Annotated in this window: 13 protein-coding genes; 4 read left to right on the top strand and 9 right to left on the bottom strand. The window is 70.0% G+C overall.

Annotated features, from left to right (window positions below):
- Positions 1-12 precede the first annotated feature (12 nt).
- Positions 13-1,947 carry a SurA N-terminal domain-containing protein gene (locus B7P44_RS10315; RefSeq protein WP_084903589.1) on the top strand — a complete coding sequence of 645 codons (1,935 nt, stop codon included), beginning with the start codon at positions 13-15 and terminating at the stop codon, positions 1,945-1,947.
- Between the two features lie 88 nt (positions 1,948-2,035).
- Here the strand turns inward: B7P44_RS10315 and B7P44_RS10310 are convergent, their stop codons facing one another.
- Positions 2,036-2,704, bottom strand: a complete 669-nt coding sequence (locus tag B7P44_RS10310; protein ID WP_084903586.1) for an arylesterase — start codon at positions 2,702-2,704, stop codon at positions 2,036-2,038.
- Between B7P44_RS10310 and B7P44_RS10305 the strand changes: the two genes are divergently transcribed.
- A complete protein-coding gene (locus B7P44_RS10305; protein ID WP_084903584.1) occupies positions 2,703-3,416 on the top strand; it encodes an ABC transporter ATP-binding protein in 714 nt (237 codons plus the stop codon). The genes B7P44_RS10310 and B7P44_RS10305 overlap by 2 nt on opposite strands.
- Before the next feature lie 42 nt (positions 3,417-3,458).
- On the opposite strand, the gene pgi is transcribed toward B7P44_RS10305, so the two are convergent.
- The 3 genes from pgi to B7P44_RS10290 all read right to left on the bottom strand — a co-directional run bounded on the left by pgi (position 3,459) and on the right by B7P44_RS10290 (position 8,096).
- Positions 3,459-5,081, bottom strand: coding sequence for a glucose-6-phosphate isomerase (gene pgi / locus B7P44_RS10300; protein ID WP_084903581.1), 1,623 nt, complete (start codon positions 5,079-5,081; stop codon positions 3,459-3,461).
- 109 nt (positions 5,082-5,190) lie between these two features.
- Entirely contained in the window at positions 5,191-6,747 is a 1,557-nt protein-coding gene (locus B7P44_RS10295) for an NAD(P)H-hydrate dehydratase (RefSeq protein ID WP_084903580.1), read from the bottom strand.
- Between the two features lie 44 nt (positions 6,748-6,791).
- The gene (locus B7P44_RS10290; RefSeq protein ID WP_084903578.1) at positions 6,792-8,096 is read right to left on the bottom strand and encodes an FAD-dependent oxidoreductase; all 1,305 of its coding nucleotides are present in this window, start codon (positions 8,094-8,096) and stop codon (positions 6,792-6,794) included.
- Positions 8,097-8,337: 241 nt separating this feature from the next.
- Here B7P44_RS10290 and purL point away from each other — a divergent pair, with 241 nt between their 5' ends.
- Both purL and B7P44_RS10280 read left to right on the top strand, forming a co-directional pair.
- On the top strand, positions 8,338-12,402 hold the full coding sequence (gene purL, locus B7P44_RS10285; protein ID WP_084903575.1) for a phosphoribosylformylglycinamidine synthase: 4,065 nt from the start codon (positions 8,338-8,340) through the stop codon (positions 12,400-12,402).
- A gap of 4 nt (positions 12,403-12,406) precedes the next feature.
- On the top strand, positions 12,407-12,940 hold the full coding sequence (locus B7P44_RS10280; RefSeq protein WP_084903573.1) for a GNAT family N-acetyltransferase: 534 nt from the start codon (positions 12,407-12,409) through the stop codon (positions 12,938-12,940).
- 86 nt (positions 12,941-13,026) lie between these two features.
- Here the strand turns inward: B7P44_RS10280 and B7P44_RS10275 are convergent, their stop codons facing one another.
- The 5 genes from B7P44_RS10275 to B7P44_RS10255 all read right to left on the bottom strand — a co-directional run bounded on the left by B7P44_RS10275 (position 13,027) and on the right by B7P44_RS10255 (position 16,841).
- On the bottom strand, positions 13,027-13,806 hold the full coding sequence (locus B7P44_RS10275) for a peptidylprolyl isomerase (protein WP_084903570.1): 780 nt from the start codon (positions 13,804-13,806) through the stop codon (positions 13,027-13,029).
- 9 nt (positions 13,807-13,815) lie between these two features.
- Entirely contained in the window at positions 13,816-14,136 is a 321-nt protein-coding gene (locus B7P44_RS10270) for a BolA family protein (protein ID WP_084903568.1), read from the bottom strand.
- A 1-nt stretch (position 14,137) separates the two neighbouring features.
- On the bottom strand, positions 14,138-14,668 hold the full coding sequence (locus B7P44_RS10265) for a septation protein A (protein ID WP_084903565.1): 531 nt from the start codon (positions 14,666-14,668) through the stop codon (positions 14,138-14,140).
- A gap of 125 nt (positions 14,669-14,793) precedes the next feature.
- The gene (gene msrB / locus B7P44_RS10260; RefSeq protein ID WP_084903563.1) at positions 14,794-15,225 is read right to left on the bottom strand and encodes a peptide-methionine (R)-S-oxide reductase MsrB; all 432 of its coding nucleotides are present in this window, start codon (positions 15,223-15,225) and stop codon (positions 14,794-14,796) included.
- A 38-nt stretch (positions 15,226-15,263) separates the two neighbouring features.
- Positions 15,264-16,841 carry a protein adenylyltransferase SelO gene (locus tag B7P44_RS10255; RefSeq protein ID WP_084903560.1) on the bottom strand — a complete coding sequence of 526 codons (1,578 nt, stop codon included), beginning with the start codon at positions 16,839-16,841 and terminating at the stop codon, positions 15,264-15,266.
- Between the last annotated feature and the right edge of the window lie 51 nt (positions 16,842-16,892).

Genomic DNA, 16,892 nt, shown 5'->3' with positions numbered 1-16,892 from the left:
ACCCCGTCACGCATGCTCGATTTCTTCCGTAATCACCAGCGCCTGATGATGGCGCTCCTGCTCCTGATCGTGTTGCCGGGGCTGGGTTTCGTCGGGATCCAAGGCTTCCGCGGCTTCTTCGATGAAAGCGCGAACGTCGCGGCGGTCAACGGGCACAAGATCACGCGAGTCGAATTCGACGGAACGTACCGTCAGCAGATCGATCGCGCGCGTCAGATGCTCGGCGCGCAGTTCGACCTGAAGTCGTTCGACACGCCCGAGCACCGCAAGGAAGTGCTCGACGGCCTGATCCAGCAGCGCGTGCTCGCCGACGAGACGCAGCGCCTGCACCTGACCGCGTCCGACAACGCGGTGCGCGAGGCGTTGCTGGGCGACCCGATGATCGCGTCGCTGAAGAAGCCGGACGGCTCGATCGACGTCGAGCGCTATGCGCAGCTGCTGTCGTTCCAGGGCATGACGCCCGAGCAGTACCAGGAGCGCGTGCGCTACAGCCTGGCGCTGCAGCAGATCCCGGCCAGCATCGTGTCGAGCGCGTTCACGCCGAAGAGCCTCGCGCAGCGGCTGTCCGAACTCGCCGCGCAGCAGCGTGAAGTGCAGGCGCTCGTGCTGAAGACGAGCGACTACGCGTCGAAGGTGCAGCCGACCGACGCGCAGCTCGCCGCGTACTACGACGCGCACAAGCAGAGCTTCGCGACGCCGGAGACCGCGACGATCCAGTATCTCGTCTATTCGCCGGCAGCGGCCGCGGCGAACGCGCAGCCGACAGACGCGGACATCAAGAAGTTCTACGACGACAACCCGACGCACTTCCGCACCGAAGCGCAGGTGCGCGTGAGCCACATCTTCATCGCGGCGGCCGGCGACGCCAGCGCCGCGGACAAGGCGGCCGCGAAGGCGAAGGCCGAGCAGCTGCTCGCCGATGTGAAGGCGCATCCGGACCAGTTCGCGCAGATCGCGCAGAAGAGTTCGCAGGACGCGCCGTCGGCGGCGAAGGGCGGCGACCTCGGCTTCATCACGCGCGGCTCGACCGCGGGCGGCAAGGCGTTCGACGATGCCGCGTTCGCGCTGAAGCAGGGCGACGTGAGCGGCATCGTGCAGTCGGATCTGGGCTTCCACATCCTGAAGGCGACCGAAGTGAAGCCGGCGGCCGTGAAGCCGTTCGCGGAAGTGAAGGATGCGATCGCGGTGGAGCTGAAGCAGCAGTACGCGTCGAAGGCGTTCTCGGACAACGCGGAAGGCTTCACGTCGACCGTCTACGAGAAGGCGAAGAGCCTGCAGCCGGCTGCGGACAAGTACAAGCTGACGATCCAGACGGCCACCGTCACGCCGACGCCGAACCCCGCGCTGCCGCCCACCAGCCCGCTGAACAACGCGAAGTTCCTGGCTGCGGTGTTCGCGGCCGACTCGGTGAAGAGCCAGAACAACACGCAGGCGATCGACATCGGCAACAACACGCTGATCTCGGCGCGCGTGACCGACTACAAGCCGGCCGCCGTGCCCGCGCTCGACGCGATCAAGGATGCGGTGCGCCAGAAGGTGGTCGCCGAGCAGGCCGCGGAACTCGCGAAGAAGGACGGTGCGGCAAAGCTCGCCGAGTTGCAGAAGTCCAAGGCGACCACGGGCTTCGCCGCGGCGACAACCCTGTCGCGCACGCAGTCGCACGGCCTGACGCCCGCGGCGCTGAGCGCGGTCTACAAGGTCGATGCGAAGGCGCTGCCGGCCTACATCGGTGTCGACCTCGGCGCGGACGGCTATGCGATCTACCGCGTGAATGCGGTGATCGCGGGCTCCGCGGTCGATCCGCAGCAGCTCGCGGCCGCGCAGCAGCAGATGGCGCAGGTCGACGCGCAGAGCGAAGGCGAAGCCTATCTCGCCGCGCTGCGCGACCGCTCGAAGGTCAAGCTGTACGGTTCGACGGCCAATGCCGCGCAGGACGGCGGAAACTGATCTCCGCTTCGTCGACAGCAAAAAGCCCCGCCATCGAGCGGGGCTTTTTGTTGGCCGGGCGCTTGCAGACCGCCGGCGCGGCGCGCGTTCAGCCGCGCGGTTTGCCAAGCAGCGGTTTCAGCGACGGCCACACGTTGTCGAGCAGCACGCCCTGTGCCTGCTGGGTCGGATGGATCTGGTCGGCCTGGAACATGTCGGGACGGTTCTCGATGCCGGCCAGCAGGAACGGCACCAGGGGGACGCGGAGATCCTTCGACAGGCGCGTATAGATGCCGTGGAACTTCTGCGTGTAGTCGAGGCCGTAGTTGGGTGGCACGAACATGCCGACCAGCACGACCTTCGCGCGCGCCCGCTGGGCGTCGGCGACGATCTCGCGCAGGTTGCGTTCGGTCGTCGCGAGCGGCACGCCGCGCAGCGCGTCGTTCGCGCCGAGCTCGACGACGACGACCGCGGGCTTGAGCCGCGCGAGGACGGCGGGCAGGCGGGCGCGTCCGCCGCTCGTGGTGTCGCCGCTGACGCTCGCGTTGGCGACGCTATAATCGATCCGCTCGGTGGCGAGCCGTTGCCGCAGCAGTGCGACCCATCCGGTGTCGCGCGGCAGCCCGTATTCGGCCGACAGGCTGTCGCCCAGCACCACGATCACGGGCTGGGCCGGCGGCGTCGCGGCGCAAGCGAGCCCGGCCGCGGTTGCGGCGAGCACGCCGCCCAGCAGTGCGGCCAGCGCCGCGCGTCTATTCCTGCGAGTTGTCGTATCCATGCTCAAGATTAGCGATCCGATCATCGAAGTCCATCACGTATGCAAGCGTGTCGCCGATGCGACGGGCGAACTGACGATCCTCGACGGCATCGATCTCACGGTGCGCTCCGGCAGCAGCCTCGCGATCGTCGGCGCGTCGGGGTCCGGCAAATCGACGCTGCTCGGCCTGCTCGCGGGGTTGGACAGCGCGACGAGCGGCACGGTTCGCCTGCTCGGCCAGCCGCTCGACCAGCTCGACGAGGATGCACGCGCGGCATTGCGCAATGGCGCAGTCGGGTTCGTGTTCCAGTCGTTCCAGTTGATGCCGCATCTGACCGCGCTCGAAAACGTGATGCTGCCGCTCGAGCTGCAAGGCGGCGTCAGCGCGCGTGACGCGGCCGACCGTGCGCGGGCGCTGCTCGTGCAGGTCGGGCTCGGCGAACGCACGACGCACTATCCGAAGCTGCTGTCCGGCGGCGAGCAACAGCGCGTCGCGCTCGCGCGCGCGTTCGTCACCCGCCCGTCGATCCTGTTCGCCGACGAGCCGACCGGCAGCCTCGATGCGGCGACCGGTCACGCGGTCATCGACCTGATGTTCGAACTCAATCGCACGCACGGCTCGACACTCGTGCTTGTCACGCACGATCCGGAACTCGCGCGCCGCTGTGCGACGACAGTGACGCTCGACGCGGGGCGGATCGTGGCGCCGCGCGCGGCGCAGCGGGGCGCCTGACGGATCGATGGTCCGGCCGCGCATGCGCGCGGCCGGTGCGCGTCAGTGCTTGAGCGCGGCGCGCGCGCGGGCGATCAGCGCGGTGGTCGACGAATCGTGCTTCGCCGGATCGACTGCCTCGGCGGCCAGGTCGGCCTCGACCACCTTGCCGAGGATCTTGCCGAGTTCGACGCCCCACTGGTCGAACGGATTGATCTGCCACACCGACGCCTGCACCAGCACCTTGTGCTCGTAGAGCGCGATCAGTGCGCCGAGCGAGCGGGGCGTCAGCGCGTCGACGAGCAGCGTCGTCGTCGGGCGGTTGCCGGGGAACGTCAGGTGCGGCGCGAGCGCCTCGTTGCCGGGTCCGGCGACCTTGCGCGCTTCGTCGAGCGTGCGGCCGAGCATCAGCGCCTCGCTCTGCGCGAAGCAGTTCGCGAGCAGCTTCGGATGATGGCTCGCGAGCGGATGCTCGGGCGTCAGCACCGCGACGAAGTCGATCGGCACGATCGTCGGCCCCTGGTGCAGCATCTGGAAGAACGCGTGCTGGCCGTTGGTGCCCGGCTCGCCCCAGGTCACGGCGGACGTCGGGTAGTCGACGAACGTGCCGTCGAGACGCGCGGACTTGCCGTTGCTCTCCATCTCGAGCTGCTGCAGGTATGACGGCAGGAAATGCAGCGCTTCGGAATACGGCGCGACGAGATAGCTCTGCGAGCCGAAGAAGTTGCGATACCAGATGCCGATCATCCCGAGCAGCACCGGCAGGTTGCGCTCGAGCGGCGCGTCGCGGAAATGGCGGTCCATGTCGTTCGCGCCGGCGAGCAGCTCGTCGAACTGTTCCGGGCCGATCGCGATCATGATCGACAGCCCGACCGCCGACCACAGCGAGTAGCGGCCGCCGACCCAATCCCACATCTCGAACACGTTGTTCTCGGCGATGCCGAACCGGACGACTTCGGCCGGGTTCGCCGACACGCCGACGAAGTGCTTCGACAGCGCATCCTCCGGGCAGCCCTTCGCGACGAACCAGTCGCGCAGCGAGCGCGCGTTCGTCATCGTCTCGAGCGTCGTGAAGGTCTTCGACACGATGATCGCGAGCGTCTCTTCCGGATCGACCTGCTCGAGCACGCGCGCGAGATCGGCGCCGTCGACGTTCGACACGAAGTGGGTCGAGATCTCGGGCATCGCGACGTGGTGCAGCGCGTGCACGACCATCTTCGGGCCGAGGTCCGAGCCGCCGATGCCGATGTTGATCACGTGGCGGATGCGCTTGCCGGTGTGGCCGGTCCACGCGCCGCTGCGCACCGCGCGCGCGAACGTCGCCATCTTCGCGCGCTCGGCGCTGACCTGCGCGTGGAACGGCGCGTGCGGATCGGTCGCGCGCAGCGCCGTATGCAGCGCCGCGCGTCCTTCGGTCGGGTTGACGATGTCGCCCGCGAACATCGCATCGCGGCGCGCCTCCACGCCGGCGTCGCGCGCGAGCTGCGCAAGCAGGCGCACGGTTTCGTCGGTGATGCGGTTCTTCGAGAAGTCGGCGGCAAGGCCGCCGCCCGAGAGCGTGAAGCGCTCGGCGCGGGTAGGCGCGGGATCGTTTTCCGGGGCGAACCAGTCGCGCAACCGGGCGTTGCGGATTTGTTCGAAGTGGCTTTGCAGGGCAGTCCAGGCGGGGAACGATTTCAGCGTCATGGCGGTTCGTGTGAGGCGTGAATCGGAGGAAGGCCGCGCCGGCGCGTCGGAAGCGGACCGCCGGCGGACGAAGGGCCCGCCGTGCGGCGGGGGACTCAGTATAGCGGCGTTATGTGTCCGCGCGCGTCGACGGGTAAAAAAGGCGATTGATCAGCGCGCGCACCGCCGGCGCGAGTTCGCCCGCCGTCAGGCCGGCCGGGCCCGTGCCGTTCGCGACCAGCGTGTCGGCCGCGAGGCCGTGCAGGTAGACGCCCGCGAGCGCGGCCGCGTACGGGGCGACGCGCTGCGCGAGCAGGGCGCCGATCAGGCCGCCGAGCACGTCGCCGGTGCCGCCCGTCGCGAGCGCCGCGTTGCCGGTCGGATTGACCGTCAGGCGGCCGTCGGGCGCGGCGATCACGGTGCCGGCGCCCTTCAGCACGACGACGCTCGCGAAGCGCGCGGCGAGCGCGTGCGCGGCGTCGAGGCGGTCGCGCTGCACGGCCGCGGTGTCGCAGCCGAGCAGCCGGGCCGCCTCGAGCGGATGCGGGGTCAGGACGCACGCGCGGCCGTGCGCGCCGCGCGCCGCGACCGCTGCCGCGAGATCGGGGTGCGCGGCGACCAGGTTCAGCGCGTCGGCGTCGAGCAGCGTGGGCGCGTCGTGCGCCAGCACGTCGCGCACGAGCGTCGCCGCGGCTACGCGCGTGCCGAGGCCGCAGCCGGCCGCGACCGCGGTCATCGCGTCGAGATCCAGCGCGTCGGCAGGATGCAGCATCAGTTCGGGAAACGGTGGGTCATAAGGCGGCGCGCCGGCGCCGAGGAAACCGACGTGCACCTTGCCCGCGCCGGCGAACAGCGCGGCGCGCGCGGCGAGGACCGGTGCGCCGCACATGCCGGTGTCGCCGCCGATCACGGCCAGGCTGCCGAAGGTGCCCTTGTGCGACGCGAACGCGCGCGCGGGCAGCGCGGCGGCGAACTGCGCGGGGGCATTCAGCGTCACCGCGGGCGCGGCCGGCGGCGGAACGTCGAGCGACGCGACGGCGATCTCGCCGGCGAGGTCGCGGCCGTCGCCCATGTAGAGGCCCGGCTTCGCGCCGATGAAGGTCAGCGTATGCGTCGCGGCGACAGCGGCGCCCGCGCCGACGATCCGGCCGGTGTCGCTGTCGAGCCCGCTCGGCACGTCGAGTGCGAGCACGCAGCCGACGGCGCGGGCGCGCGCGGCGATGCGCTCGGCGAGGTCCGCGAACGCGCCGTCGAGCGCACGGCCGAGACCGATGCCGAACAGGCCGTCGACGACCCACGCGTAGCCGTCGAGCGAGTCGGGCGGCTCGGCCGAGACCGGCACGCCAGCGGCGCGCGCGACGCCGAGCGCCCATTGCGCGTCGTCGGGCTTCACCGCGACGGGCATCCACGCGTGCGTCGCGACGCCGAGCCGCTGCAGTTCCGCCGCCGCGACGAGCGCGTCGCCGCCGTTGTTGCCGGGGCCGACCGCGAACCCGACGGGGCGGGCGTCGCCGCCCAGGCGTTCCGACAGCCAGCGCGCGGCGGCGGCGCCGGCGCGCGCCATCAGCGTGTGCGGCGGCAGCGCCGCGGCCGCGGCGGTTTCGGCGGCGCGCAGGTCGGCGACGCGCAGCAGCGCGATCGGTTCAGGGGCGGGAAGCGGGTGGGCAAGCGGGCGGGCGAGCGTCATGGCGGCAGGAGGGTCGGCGCCGCCGGGCGAGCCCGCGCGGCCGGTCAGTGCGAGAAGCGCTCGGCGCGCAGCGCGGCGAGCGTGTCGGCGGGCCAGTGCTGCGTATCGCCGCCGAGGTAATCCGCCACCACTTTAGCAGACCCGCATGCGAGCCCCCAACCGGACGGCCCGTGCCCGAAATTGGCGAACACGCGCGGATGCGGGGTCGGACCGACGACCGGCAGGCCGTCCGGCGACAGCAGCTGCGTGCCTTGCCACGACAGCGCCGCGGAGATCTTCGCGGCGCCGGGCACCCAGTCGTGGACGGCCTGGCCGAGCAGCGCGAGCGCGGCCTCCGACAACGGCTCGGCGAGCGGCCGCGCGGTGTCCTGCAGGCTCTGCAGCACCGCGCCGCCACCGATGCGAAGCCGCTGGTGGGTGCGGGTCATCGAGATGCGCTTGATCGAATCGACGACGGCCAGGTGCGGCGCGTGCTCGACGTAGGCGACCGGCGCGGTCAACGTGTGGACGCGCATCGGATGCAGCGGCACGCGCATGCCGAGCCGCTCGAGCAGCGCGACGCTGCTCGCGCCGGCGGCGACCACGATCGCGTCGGCGGAAATCACGTCGACCTCGCGCGCCTTCGGCGCGCGCCGGTCGCCGCCCGGCGGCGCGAGTTCGACCGCGGCGCGGCCGGCGTCCGCGCGGATGGCGGCAACCTCGGCGCCGAAGCGGAACTGCACGCCGTGCTCGTCGAGCACCTGCTTGACCAGCTTCGTGAACAGCGGGCAGTTCGCGGTGCGCTCGGTCTCGAGCAGCACGCCGCCGGCGAAGCCGGGCTCGGCGGGCACCGACGGCTCGAGCGCCGCGCATTCGGCGGCCGTCAGCACGCGGTGCGACAGGTCGAGCGAGCGCAGCAGCTCGAGCGCGGGCTGCGCGGCGTCCCAGTCGCCTGCGTCGCGCACGACGTGCAGCACGCCGGTCCGCTGTTCGAAGTCGAGATCGAAGCGGGCCTCGATGTCGGCGATCGCGTCGCGCGACGCGTCGACCAGCGGGCGCAGCCGCGCGTACTGGGTGGCGAACGCGTCGGGCTCGCGCAGCGCGCCGAGCTGCTTCACGAAGCGGCGCACGCCGCCGTTCAGCCCCGGCTTGTAGACGATGCCGCTGTCGCGCGGCTGGCGCTGGCGCATGAAGGTCGGCCCGAACCAGACGTCGAGCGGGCTCGGCAGCAGCGTGCCGCCATCGCCGTAGGTCGCGCCTTGCGCGACGGTCGCGTGGCGTTCGACCACGCACACGCGATGGCCGGCCGCGCGCAGCTGGTAGGCGGTGGCGACGCCGCTGATTCCGCCGCCGATGACGATGACATCCATGGATTGCTTCGATGACGGACGGCCGTCCGGCCGCCCGGTGGGTGATTCGCGTGACGGGCCGCAGGGCCCGGTGAACCGGCAATGATAGCGCCAAACCGCCGGCGCGGCGGCCCGGGACCGGTTCGCGCATGCCCGGCGCGCGCCGCGGACGGGTTTGGGCGCCCGACTTCCGGGTATAATTACGGCCTTCCTTTCGCCCCACGTCGCCACCTTGCGCGACTCATCGACGTCAGTCCAGCCCATGGCTCACTTCTCGTGTTTTCCCGGCGCTTCGGCCCTCTCCGATTTCCGTCAAACCCGTCTGCTCGACACGCTCAGGCAAATCGACGCCAACATCGTCGCGGTGCGCGGCCAGTACCTGCACTTCGTCAATGCCGGCGAGCCGCTGTCGGCCGATGACAGCGCACGCATCGACGCGCTGATGCACTACGGCGCGCCGTTCGAGCCGGCGGCCGAGAAGGGCGCGGTCGAGACCTTCGTCGTGCTGCCGCGCTTCGGCACGGTCTCGCCATGGGCGAGCAAGGCGACCGACATCGCGCAGCACTGCGGCCTCACGCACGTGCGCCGCATCGAGCGCGGCGTCGAGTACACGGTCACGCTGAAGTCGGGCCTGCTCGGCGGCAAGAAGGCGCTGTCCGACGACGCGCGCGCCGCGGTCGCGGCCGCGCTGCACGACCGGATGACCGAAAGCGCGGTCGCGTCGCGCGACGACGCGAAGCACCTGTTCGACGAGCTGCCGGCCAAGCCGCTCGCGACCGTCGACGTGCTCGCGCAGGGCCGCGGCGCGCTCGAGCGCGCGAACGTCGAGCTGGGCCTCGCACTCGCCGACGACGAGATCGACTACCTGGTCGACGCGTTTCGCAAGCTCGAGCGCAACCCGACCGACGTCGAGCTGATGATGTTCGCGCAGGCGAACAGCGAGCACTGCCGCCACAAGATCTTCAACGCGCAGTGGACGATCGACGGCGACGCGCAGGACATGTCGCTGTTCGCGATGATCCGCAACACCGAGAAGCTGAGCCCGCAAGGCACGATCGTCGCGTATTCGGACAACTCGTCGATCATGGTGGGCGCGCAAGCGGAGCGCTGGTTCCCGCGCGGCGCGGGTGCGGCCGGCGAGCCGGGCGAGCGCTACGGCCGCCACACCGAGCTCACGCACACGCTGATGAAGGTCGAGACGCATAACCACCCGACGGCGATCTCGCCGTTCCCGGGCGCGGCGACCGGCGCGGGCGGCGAGATCCGCGACGAAGGCGCCACGGGCCGCGGCGCACGTCCGAAGGCGGGCCTGACGGGCTTCACGGTGTCGAACCTCGATCTGCCCGACGCGCGCCAGACGTGGGAAAACGCACGCGACGCCGCGCAGCCGGTCGCCGAGCGCAACCCGAACGAGCAGCACGGCCCGTACGGCCGCCCGGACCGCATCGCGTCGCCGCTGCAGATCATGATCGACGGCCCGCTCGGCGGCGCCGCGTTCAACAACGAATTCGGCCGCCCGAACCTCGGCGGCTACTTCCGCGTGTACGAGCAGAACGTCGGCGGCCAGGTGCGCGGCTATCACAAGCCGATCATGATCGCGGGCGGCCTCGGCAACATCTCCGACGCGCACACGCACAAGCACGATGTGCCGGCAGGCTCGCTGCTGATCCAGATCGGCGGCCCCGGCATGCGGATCGGCATGGGCGGCGGCGCGGCGAGCTCGATGGCGACCGGCGCGAACACGGCCGAGCTCGACTTCGACTCGGTGCAGCGCGGCAACCCGGAAATCGAGCGCCGCGCGCAGGAAGTGATCAACGGCTGCTGGCAGCTCGGCGACGAGAACCCGATCCTGAGCATTCACGACGTCGGCGCGGGCGGCCTGTCGAACGCGTTCCCCGAGATCGTCGACGGCGCGGGCAAGGGCGCGCGCTTCGAGCTGCGCAAGGTCGCGCTCGAGGAGTCGGGCCTGTCGCCGCGCGAAATCTGGTCGAACGAGGCGCAGGAACGCTACGTGCTGGCGATCGCGCCGTCCGACCTGCCGCGCTTCGAGGCGATCTGCGCGCGCGAGCGCTGCCCGTTCTCGGTGGTCGGCGTCGCGACGGACGAGCGCCAGCTGCGGCTCGTCGACGACCAGGCGACGGGCGCTGACGAATACCCGGTCGACATGCCGATGGAAGTGCTGCTCGGCAAGCCGCCGCGCATGCACCGCGACGTCACGCGCGTGAGCACCGAGCGCGCGCCGGTCGACGTCACGGGCATCTCGCTCGCGCAGGTCGCCGTCGACGTGCTGAAGCACCCGACGGTCGCGAGCAAGTCGTTCCTGATCACGATCGGCGACCGCTCGGTCGGCGGCACGTCGGTGCGCGACCAGATGGTCGGCCCGTGGCAGGTGCCGGTGGCCGACTGCGCGGTGACGGCGCTCGACTACGCGGGCTTCAAGGGCGAGGCGATGACGATGGCCGAGCGCACGCCGCTCGCCGTGATCGACGCGCCCGCGTCGGGCCGCATGGCGGTCGGCGAGGCGATCACCAACATCGCGAGCGCGCCGATCGCGTCGCTCGACAAGCTGAAGCTGTCCGCGAACTGGATGGCCGCGTGCGGCACCGCCGGCGAAGACGCCGCGCTGTTCGACACGGTGAAGGCGATCGGCATGGAGCTGTGCCCGGCGCTCGGCATCGGCATCCCGGTCGGCAAGGACTCGCTGTCGATGAAGACGAAGTGGGACGAGCAGGGCGTCGCGAAGGAAGTGGTCGCGCCGGTCTCGCTGATCATCTCCGCGTTCGCACCGGTCGAGGACGTGCGCCGCCACCTGACGCCGCAGCTGCAGCGCGTCGCCGACGCCGGCGACAGCGTGCTGATCTCGATCGACCTCGGCCGCGGCAAGAACCGGATGGCCGGCAGCATCTTCGCGCAGGTCACGCAGCAGGTCGGCGACGCGACGCCGGACGTCGACGATCCGGAAGACCTGAAGCGCTTCTTCAACGCGATCCAGTCGCTGAATGCGCGGGGCTTGCTGCTCGCCTACCACGACCGCTCGGACGGCGGCCTGTGGGCGACGGTCTGCGAAATGGCGTTCGCGGGCCATGCGGGCGTGTCGCTGAACGTCGACATGCTGACGCTCGACGCCAATCATGAATCCGACTACGGCGACGCGAAGGACTGGGCGAAGCAGACCAGCGGCCGTCGCGAGGACCGCACGCTGCGCGCGCTGTTCTCGGAAGAGCTCGGCGCCGTCGTGCAGGTGCGCTCGGCGGACCGCGACGCGGTGCTCGGCGCGCTGCGCGAGTTCGGGCTGTCGGCGTGCTCGCACGTGATCGGCTCGGTCAACGAGCGCGATGCGATCGAAGTGTTCCGCGACGCGAAGAAGATCTACGACGCGCCGCGCGCCGAGCTGCATCGCGCGTGGGGCGAGGTGAGCTGGCGCATCGCGCGCCTGCGCGACAACCCGGCCTGCGCGGACGCCGAATACGATGCGCTGCTCGACGCGGCCGACCCGGGCATCTCGCCGGTGCTGACGTTCGAGCCGGCCGACGACATCGCCGCGCCGTACATCGCGACGGGCGCGCGTCCGCGCGTCGCGATCCTGCGCGAGCAGGGCGTGAACTCGCACCTCGAAACCGCGTATGCGTTCGACCGCGCGGGCTTCGACGCGCACGACGTGCACATGAGCGACCTGCTCGCGGGCCGCGCGACGCTTGCCGACTTCACGGGCGCGGTCGCGTGCGGCGGCTTCTCGTACGGCGACGTGCTGGGCGCGGGCGAGGGCTGGGCGAAGACGATCCGCTTCAACGCGAACCTCGCCGACATGTTCTCGGCATTCTTCGCGCGGCAGGACACGTTCGCGCTCGGCATCTGCAACGGCTGCCAGATGCTGTCGAGCCTCGCGTCGATGATCCCGGGCGCGCAAGCGTGGCCGAAGTTCACGCGCAACAAATCCGAGCAGTTCGAGGCGCGCTTCTCGTTCGTCGAGGTCCAGTCGTCGCCGTCGATCTTCTTCGCGGGGATGGAAGGCTCGCGGATTCCGGTCGCGGTCGCGCACGGCGAAGGCTATGCGGACTTCTCGCAGCAGGGCGACATCGATCGCGTCGCGGTCGCGATGCGCTACGTCGACCATCGCGGCAACGCGACCGAGGGCTATCCGTTCAACCCGAACGGCTCGCCCGCCGGCATCACGTCGGTGACGACCGCCGACGGCCGCTTCACGGTGCTGATGCCGCACATGGAGCGCGTGCACCGTACGGTCACGATGAGCTGGCACCCGGAAGGCTGGGGCGAGGCGAGCCCGTGGCTGCGCGTGTTCCGCAACGCGCGCCGCTGGATCGGCTGACGCGATGTTCGATCCGCACGCGCCGGTCGACGTCGTCACGCTGCGCGACGAGCGCGCGAGCGACGTCGCGGCGATTGCCCGCGTGATCGCCGCCGCGTTCGCGGCCGCGCCGCAGCGCGGACAGTTCGAGCAGCGGATCGTCGACGCGCTGCGTGCGGACGGCTGCCTCGGCGTGTCGCTCGTCGCGGAGCGTGACGAGCGCATCATCGGGCATGTCGCGTTTTCTCCGGTGACGATCGGCGACGGCGGTGAATCGGGCTGGTACGGGCTCGCGCCGCTCGCGGTGCTGCCCGACTGCCAAAGGCAAAGCGTCGGCGCGGGGCTCGTGCGCACCGGTCTCGATGCGCTGCGGCGGCTCGGCGCGCGCGGCTGCGTCGTGCTCGGCGACCCCGCCTATTACGCGCGCTTCGGCTTCGGGCCCGCAGGCGACCTCGTGTTTCCGCACGCGCCGCCGGAATACCTGATGGTGCTGCCGTTCGATGCGGCGGCGCCGAGCCCGGCGGGCGAGGTGCGGTATCACGCGTCGTTCTATGCGTAGCGGCACGGCGATCCGCGAATCGCCTGCCGGCAAAAAGAAAAAGCCGCTCCGTGGAGCGGCTTTTTCGTATGCGGCGCAGCGTGGCGTTACTGCACCTTGGCCTGCTGCCGCAGGCCTTCCTCGAACGCCTGCAGCTTCTGCTGGACCATCTGTTGCGCGATCTGCGCCTTGACCTGGTCGAACGGGGGCGGCGCGACGGCGCGGATGTCGTCGACGCGGATGATGTGCCAGCCGAACTGGGTCTTCACCGGCTCGTCGGTCATCTGGCCTTTCTGCAGCTTCGTCGCGGCGGTCGCGAATTCCGGCACGTACGCCTTCGGATCGGACCAGTCGAGATCGCCGCCGTTCTTGCCCGAACCCGGGTCCTTCGAGTATTGCTTCGCGAGGTCCTCGAACTTCGCGCCGGCCTTGATCTTCGCGATCAGGTCCTTCGCCTGCTGCTCGTTGTCGACGAGGATGTGGTGCAGGTGGTATTCGCGGTTCGCGACGCCCTTCACCAGTTCGTCATAGCGGGCCTTCACTTCGGTGTCGGTCGGCTGGTTCTTCTTCAGGAAGTCTTCGATCAGCGCGCGCAGCACGACGGTCTGCTGCGCGACGGCGACTTGCGCCTTCACGTCCGGACGGTTCGGGATGCCGCGGCGAATGGCTTCCTGCATCAGGATTTCGCGGTTCACGAGTTCCTGGCGCACGGCCTGCTGCATCTGCGGGCTGTCAGGCTGGCCTTGCTGGACCAGCTGCGCGACCATCGCGTCGGCGCGCGACTTCGGAATCGGCGTGCCGTTGACGACGGCGATGTTCTGGGCGAAGGCCGGCGCTGCTGCGAGAGCGGCCGCTGCGGCCCACAGGCGGGGGGATTTCAGGATCATCGGGAATTCCTAATGAGACGACTTGTTTGAAGATTCGTTGAATTCTTCGGGCGTGTACGCCACGATCGCGAGCGCGTGAATGCCGCGCTGCATCGCATCAGCGAGCGCATCATACACCAGCCGGTGCCGCGCGACGCGCGCCTTGCCGGCGAACGCGGCGGATACGATCGTGACCGTGTAGTGGCCGCCGGCGGCCGCGCCCGCGTGGCCCGCGTGCTGCGCGCTGTCGTCGCGCACCGCGAGCGACGCGGGCGCGAGCGCGGCGGTGAGGCGCGCCTCGATCAGCGCGATGCGCGCGTCAGGCGACGCGTGGAGGAAGGCGTCCGTCATGTCACTCGTCCTTCAGGTATTTCGCGAGCCAGAGGCTCTGCAGGATGATGAATACGACCATTGCGCCCGTCGTGCCGAACAGCTTGAAGTTCACCCACTGCGACTCGGTGAAGTTGCGCATCACGTACAGGTTGACCGCGCCGAGCGCCGCGAAGAACAGCGACCATGCGACGTTGAGCCTGTCCCAGACGGGATGCGGCAGCGTGAGCTGCTTGCCCATCATCTTCTCGATCAGGTTGTTGCCGAACGCATAGCGCGCGGCGAGCAGGCCGATTGCGAATAGCCAGTAAAGCACGGTCAATTTCCACTGAATGAATTTCTGGTTGTGCAGCACGAGCGTCGCGCCGCCGAACACGACGATCAGTCCGAGGCTGACCCACTGCAGCGTGTCGACCTTCCGGTGCCGGAAAGCCACCCACGCGACTTGAATCAGCGTCGCGACGATCGCGACGGCGGTCGCGGTGAAGATATCCCACACCTTGAAGGCGGCGAAAAACAGGATGATCGGAAACAGATCGAACAGGAATTTCATGGTGATCGCAGCTGCGTGAAAGGCCGCTTGCGCGGCCTCTCACCGTTGTAGGGACCCGCCGGGCGCCGTCGTCGCGAATCGGGGGCGCCCGGTCGAGGCGCCGGTCCGATTCGCCCGGACGCCGCTTATTCGTCTTCCGGTCGGGAGTCGAAGTTTAACGCAGCCGAATTGATGCAGTACCGCAAGCCGGTCTTGTCGCGCGGGCCGTCCTCGAACACGTGGCCGAGATGCGCGCCGCAATGGTTGCAGCGGACCTCGACGCGCACCATCCCGTGCGTATAGTCCATCACTTCGTCGATCACCTCGCCGTTGAGCGGCTTGAAGTAGCTGGGCCAGCCGCAGCCGGAATGGAATTTCGCGCCGGATTCGAACAGCGGCGTGCTGCACACGACGCACTTGTAGATGCCGGCGTCTTCCGTGTCGGTGAATTCGCCGGTGAACGCGCGCTCGGTCGCCGCGTGCTGCGTGACTTCGTACTGCATCGGCGTGAGCCGGCGGCGCAGATCCTCGTCGTCCTTCTGGTACGGATAGGACTTGTCGTCTGAATCGTGGGACATGGGTCGTTTCTCCTGATGGAACGGTCGGGACGCGGGCGTCACGACGAGCAGCTCACTTCGAGCGAGCCGGCCCAGTCGGGCGGAAGCGCCGCGTACGACGCGTATTCGGGTTGTTCGTCGAACGGCCGGCGCAGCACGTGCGCGAGCCGTTCGACCTCGGAAAAATCCTTCTCCTTCGCGTGCCGGATCGCGATCTCGGCCAGATGGTTGCGCAGCACGTACTTCGGATTCACGCGATTCATCGCGGCGGCGCGCGCCGCATCGTCGCGTGCTTCCACGGACAGGCGCGCGCGGTAGAGGTTCGCCCATGCGTCGAACGCGCCGCGGTCGATGAACAGGTCGCGCACCGGCGCATCCCGGCTCGCGTCGTGCTTCGACAGCTGCGACAGGTGGCGGAACGTCAGCGTGAAGTCCGCATGGCTCGCGTGCATCACCTCGAGCAGCTGGTTCGCGAGCGCCGCGTCGCCGTCGCGTTCGAGCTCGAGGCCGAGCTTCGCGCGCATCAGGCGTTCGAGCGCGGGGCCGAAGCGATCCGGAAACTTCGCGAGCACGGCCTGCGCGTCCTCGACCGCGCGTTCGGCGCGCGCGTCGTCGTCGGCGATGTCGTGCTGCAGGCCGATCAGCGGCAGCAGCGCCTGCGCGAGGCAGTAGCAGTTCCAGTGCGCGATGCGCGGCTGCATCCGGTACGCGTAGCGGCCGTGCGTGTCGGAGTGGTTGCAGATGTGGTTCGCATCGAACGCGTCGACGAAGCCGAACGGGCCGTAGTCGATCGTCACGCCGAGGATCGACATGTTGTCGGTGTTCATCACGCCGTGGCAGAAGCCGACCGCCTGCCATTGCGCGACGAGGTCGGCGGTGCGCAGCGTCGCCGCTTCGAGCAGCGCGAGGTATGGATCGTCCGCGTCGCGGCAGGCCGGGTAGAAGCGGTCGATCACGTGATCGGCGAGCGCGCGCAGCAGGTCGGGGCGGTCGTTCGAGAAGAAGTGCTCGAAGTGGCCGAAGCGCACGAAGCTCTCGGACACGCGCGTGACGACGGCCGACGTTTCGATTTCCTCGCGGACCACCGGCTGGTCGGAGCCGATCACGGTCAGCGCGCGCGTGGTCGGAATGCCGAGGTGATGCATCGCCTCGGAGCACAGGAACTCGCGGATCGACGAGCGCAGCACCGCGCGTCCGTCGCCCATCCGCGAGTACGGCGTGCGGCCGCTGCCCTTGAGCTGCAGCTCGTAGCGGCGGCTGTCCGTGCCGTCGAGCTCGCCGATGGTCAGCGCGCGGCCGTCGCCGAGCTGGCCGGCCCATACGCCGAACTGGTGGCCCGAATAGACCGACGCGTACGACATCGCGTCCGCGGGCCAGTCGCGGGTCGGATTGCCGGCGAACAGCTCGGCGAACTGCGGATGGCCGGCGAGCGACGCCGGCAGCCCGAGCAGCCGCGCGACTTCGTCGGAGAAGCCGACCACGTAGGGCGCGGGCAGCGGCGCGGCCGGCAGGCGCGTATGAAACGCCGCGCCGAGCCGCACGAATGCGCCGTCGGCGGGAGCGCCGAGCGTGGCGGCAAGATCGGGGAGGTCAGGCAGGGTGTCAGCCGGATCGGCTGCGCTTCGGGAAAACGACATGTTGAGCGCCTCTGGTTTAGCCGATATTGTAAGGCGGCGCCGCGCCGCCCG

The organism is Burkholderia ubonensis subsp. mesacidophila (assembly GCF_002097715.1).
Classification (GTDB): domain Bacteria; phylum Pseudomonadota; class Gammaproteobacteria; order Burkholderiales; family Burkholderiaceae; genus Burkholderia; species Burkholderia mesacidophila.
The sequence above is the reverse complement of the archived record's forward strand: the minus strand, read 5'-3'. Positions and strand labels throughout refer to the sequence as shown.

What these genes read in the sequence shown, in the direction of transcription:
- B7P44_RS10315 (WP_084903589.1), top strand. Translation starts at nt 13, where the DNA reads ATGCTCGATTTCTTCCGTAATCACCAGCGCCTGATGATGGCGCTCCTG.
- B7P44_RS10305 (WP_084903584.1), top strand. Translation starts at nt 2,703, where the DNA reads ATGCTCAAGATTAGCGATCCGATCATCGAAGTCCATCACGTATGCAAG.
- B7P44_RS10310 (WP_084903586.1), bottom strand. Translation starts at nt 2,704, where the DNA reads ATGGATACGACAACTCGCAGGAATAGACGCGCGGCGCTGGCCGCACTG.
- pgi (WP_084903581.1), bottom strand. Translation starts at nt 5,081, where the DNA reads ATGACGCTGAAATCGTTCCCCGCCTGGACTGCCCTGCAAAGCCACTTC.
- B7P44_RS10295 (WP_084903580.1), bottom strand. Translation starts at nt 6,747, where the DNA reads ATGACGCTCGCCCGCCCGCTTGCCCACCCGCTTCCCGCCCCTGAACCG.
- B7P44_RS10290 (WP_084903578.1), bottom strand. Translation starts at nt 8,096, where the DNA reads ATGGATGTCATCGTCATCGGCGGCGGAATCAGCGGCGTCGCCACCGCC.
- purL (WP_084903575.1), top strand. Translation starts at nt 8,338, where the DNA reads ATGGCTCACTTCTCGTGTTTTCCCGGCGCTTCGGCCCTCTCCGATTTC.
- B7P44_RS10280 (WP_084903573.1), top strand. Translation starts at nt 12,407, where the DNA reads ATGTTCGATCCGCACGCGCCGGTCGACGTCGTCACGCTGCGCGACGAG.
- B7P44_RS10275 (WP_084903570.1), bottom strand. Translation starts at nt 13,806, where the DNA reads ATGATCCTGAAATCCCCCCGCCTGTGGGCCGCAGCGGCCGCTCTCGCA.
- B7P44_RS10270 (WP_084903568.1), bottom strand. Translation starts at nt 14,136, where the DNA reads ATGACGGACGCCTTCCTCCACGCGTCGCCTGACGCGCGCATCGCGCTG.
- B7P44_RS10265 (WP_084903565.1), bottom strand. Translation starts at nt 14,668, where the DNA reads ATGAAATTCCTGTTCGATCTGTTTCCGATCATCCTGTTTTTCGCCGCC.
- msrB (WP_084903563.1), bottom strand. Translation starts at nt 15,225, where the DNA reads ATGTCCCACGATTCAGACGACAAGTCCTATCCGTACCAGAAGGACGAC.
- B7P44_RS10255 (WP_084903560.1), bottom strand. Translation starts at nt 16,841, where the DNA reads ATGTCGTTTTCCCGAAGCGCAGCCGATCCGGCTGACACCCTGCCTGAC.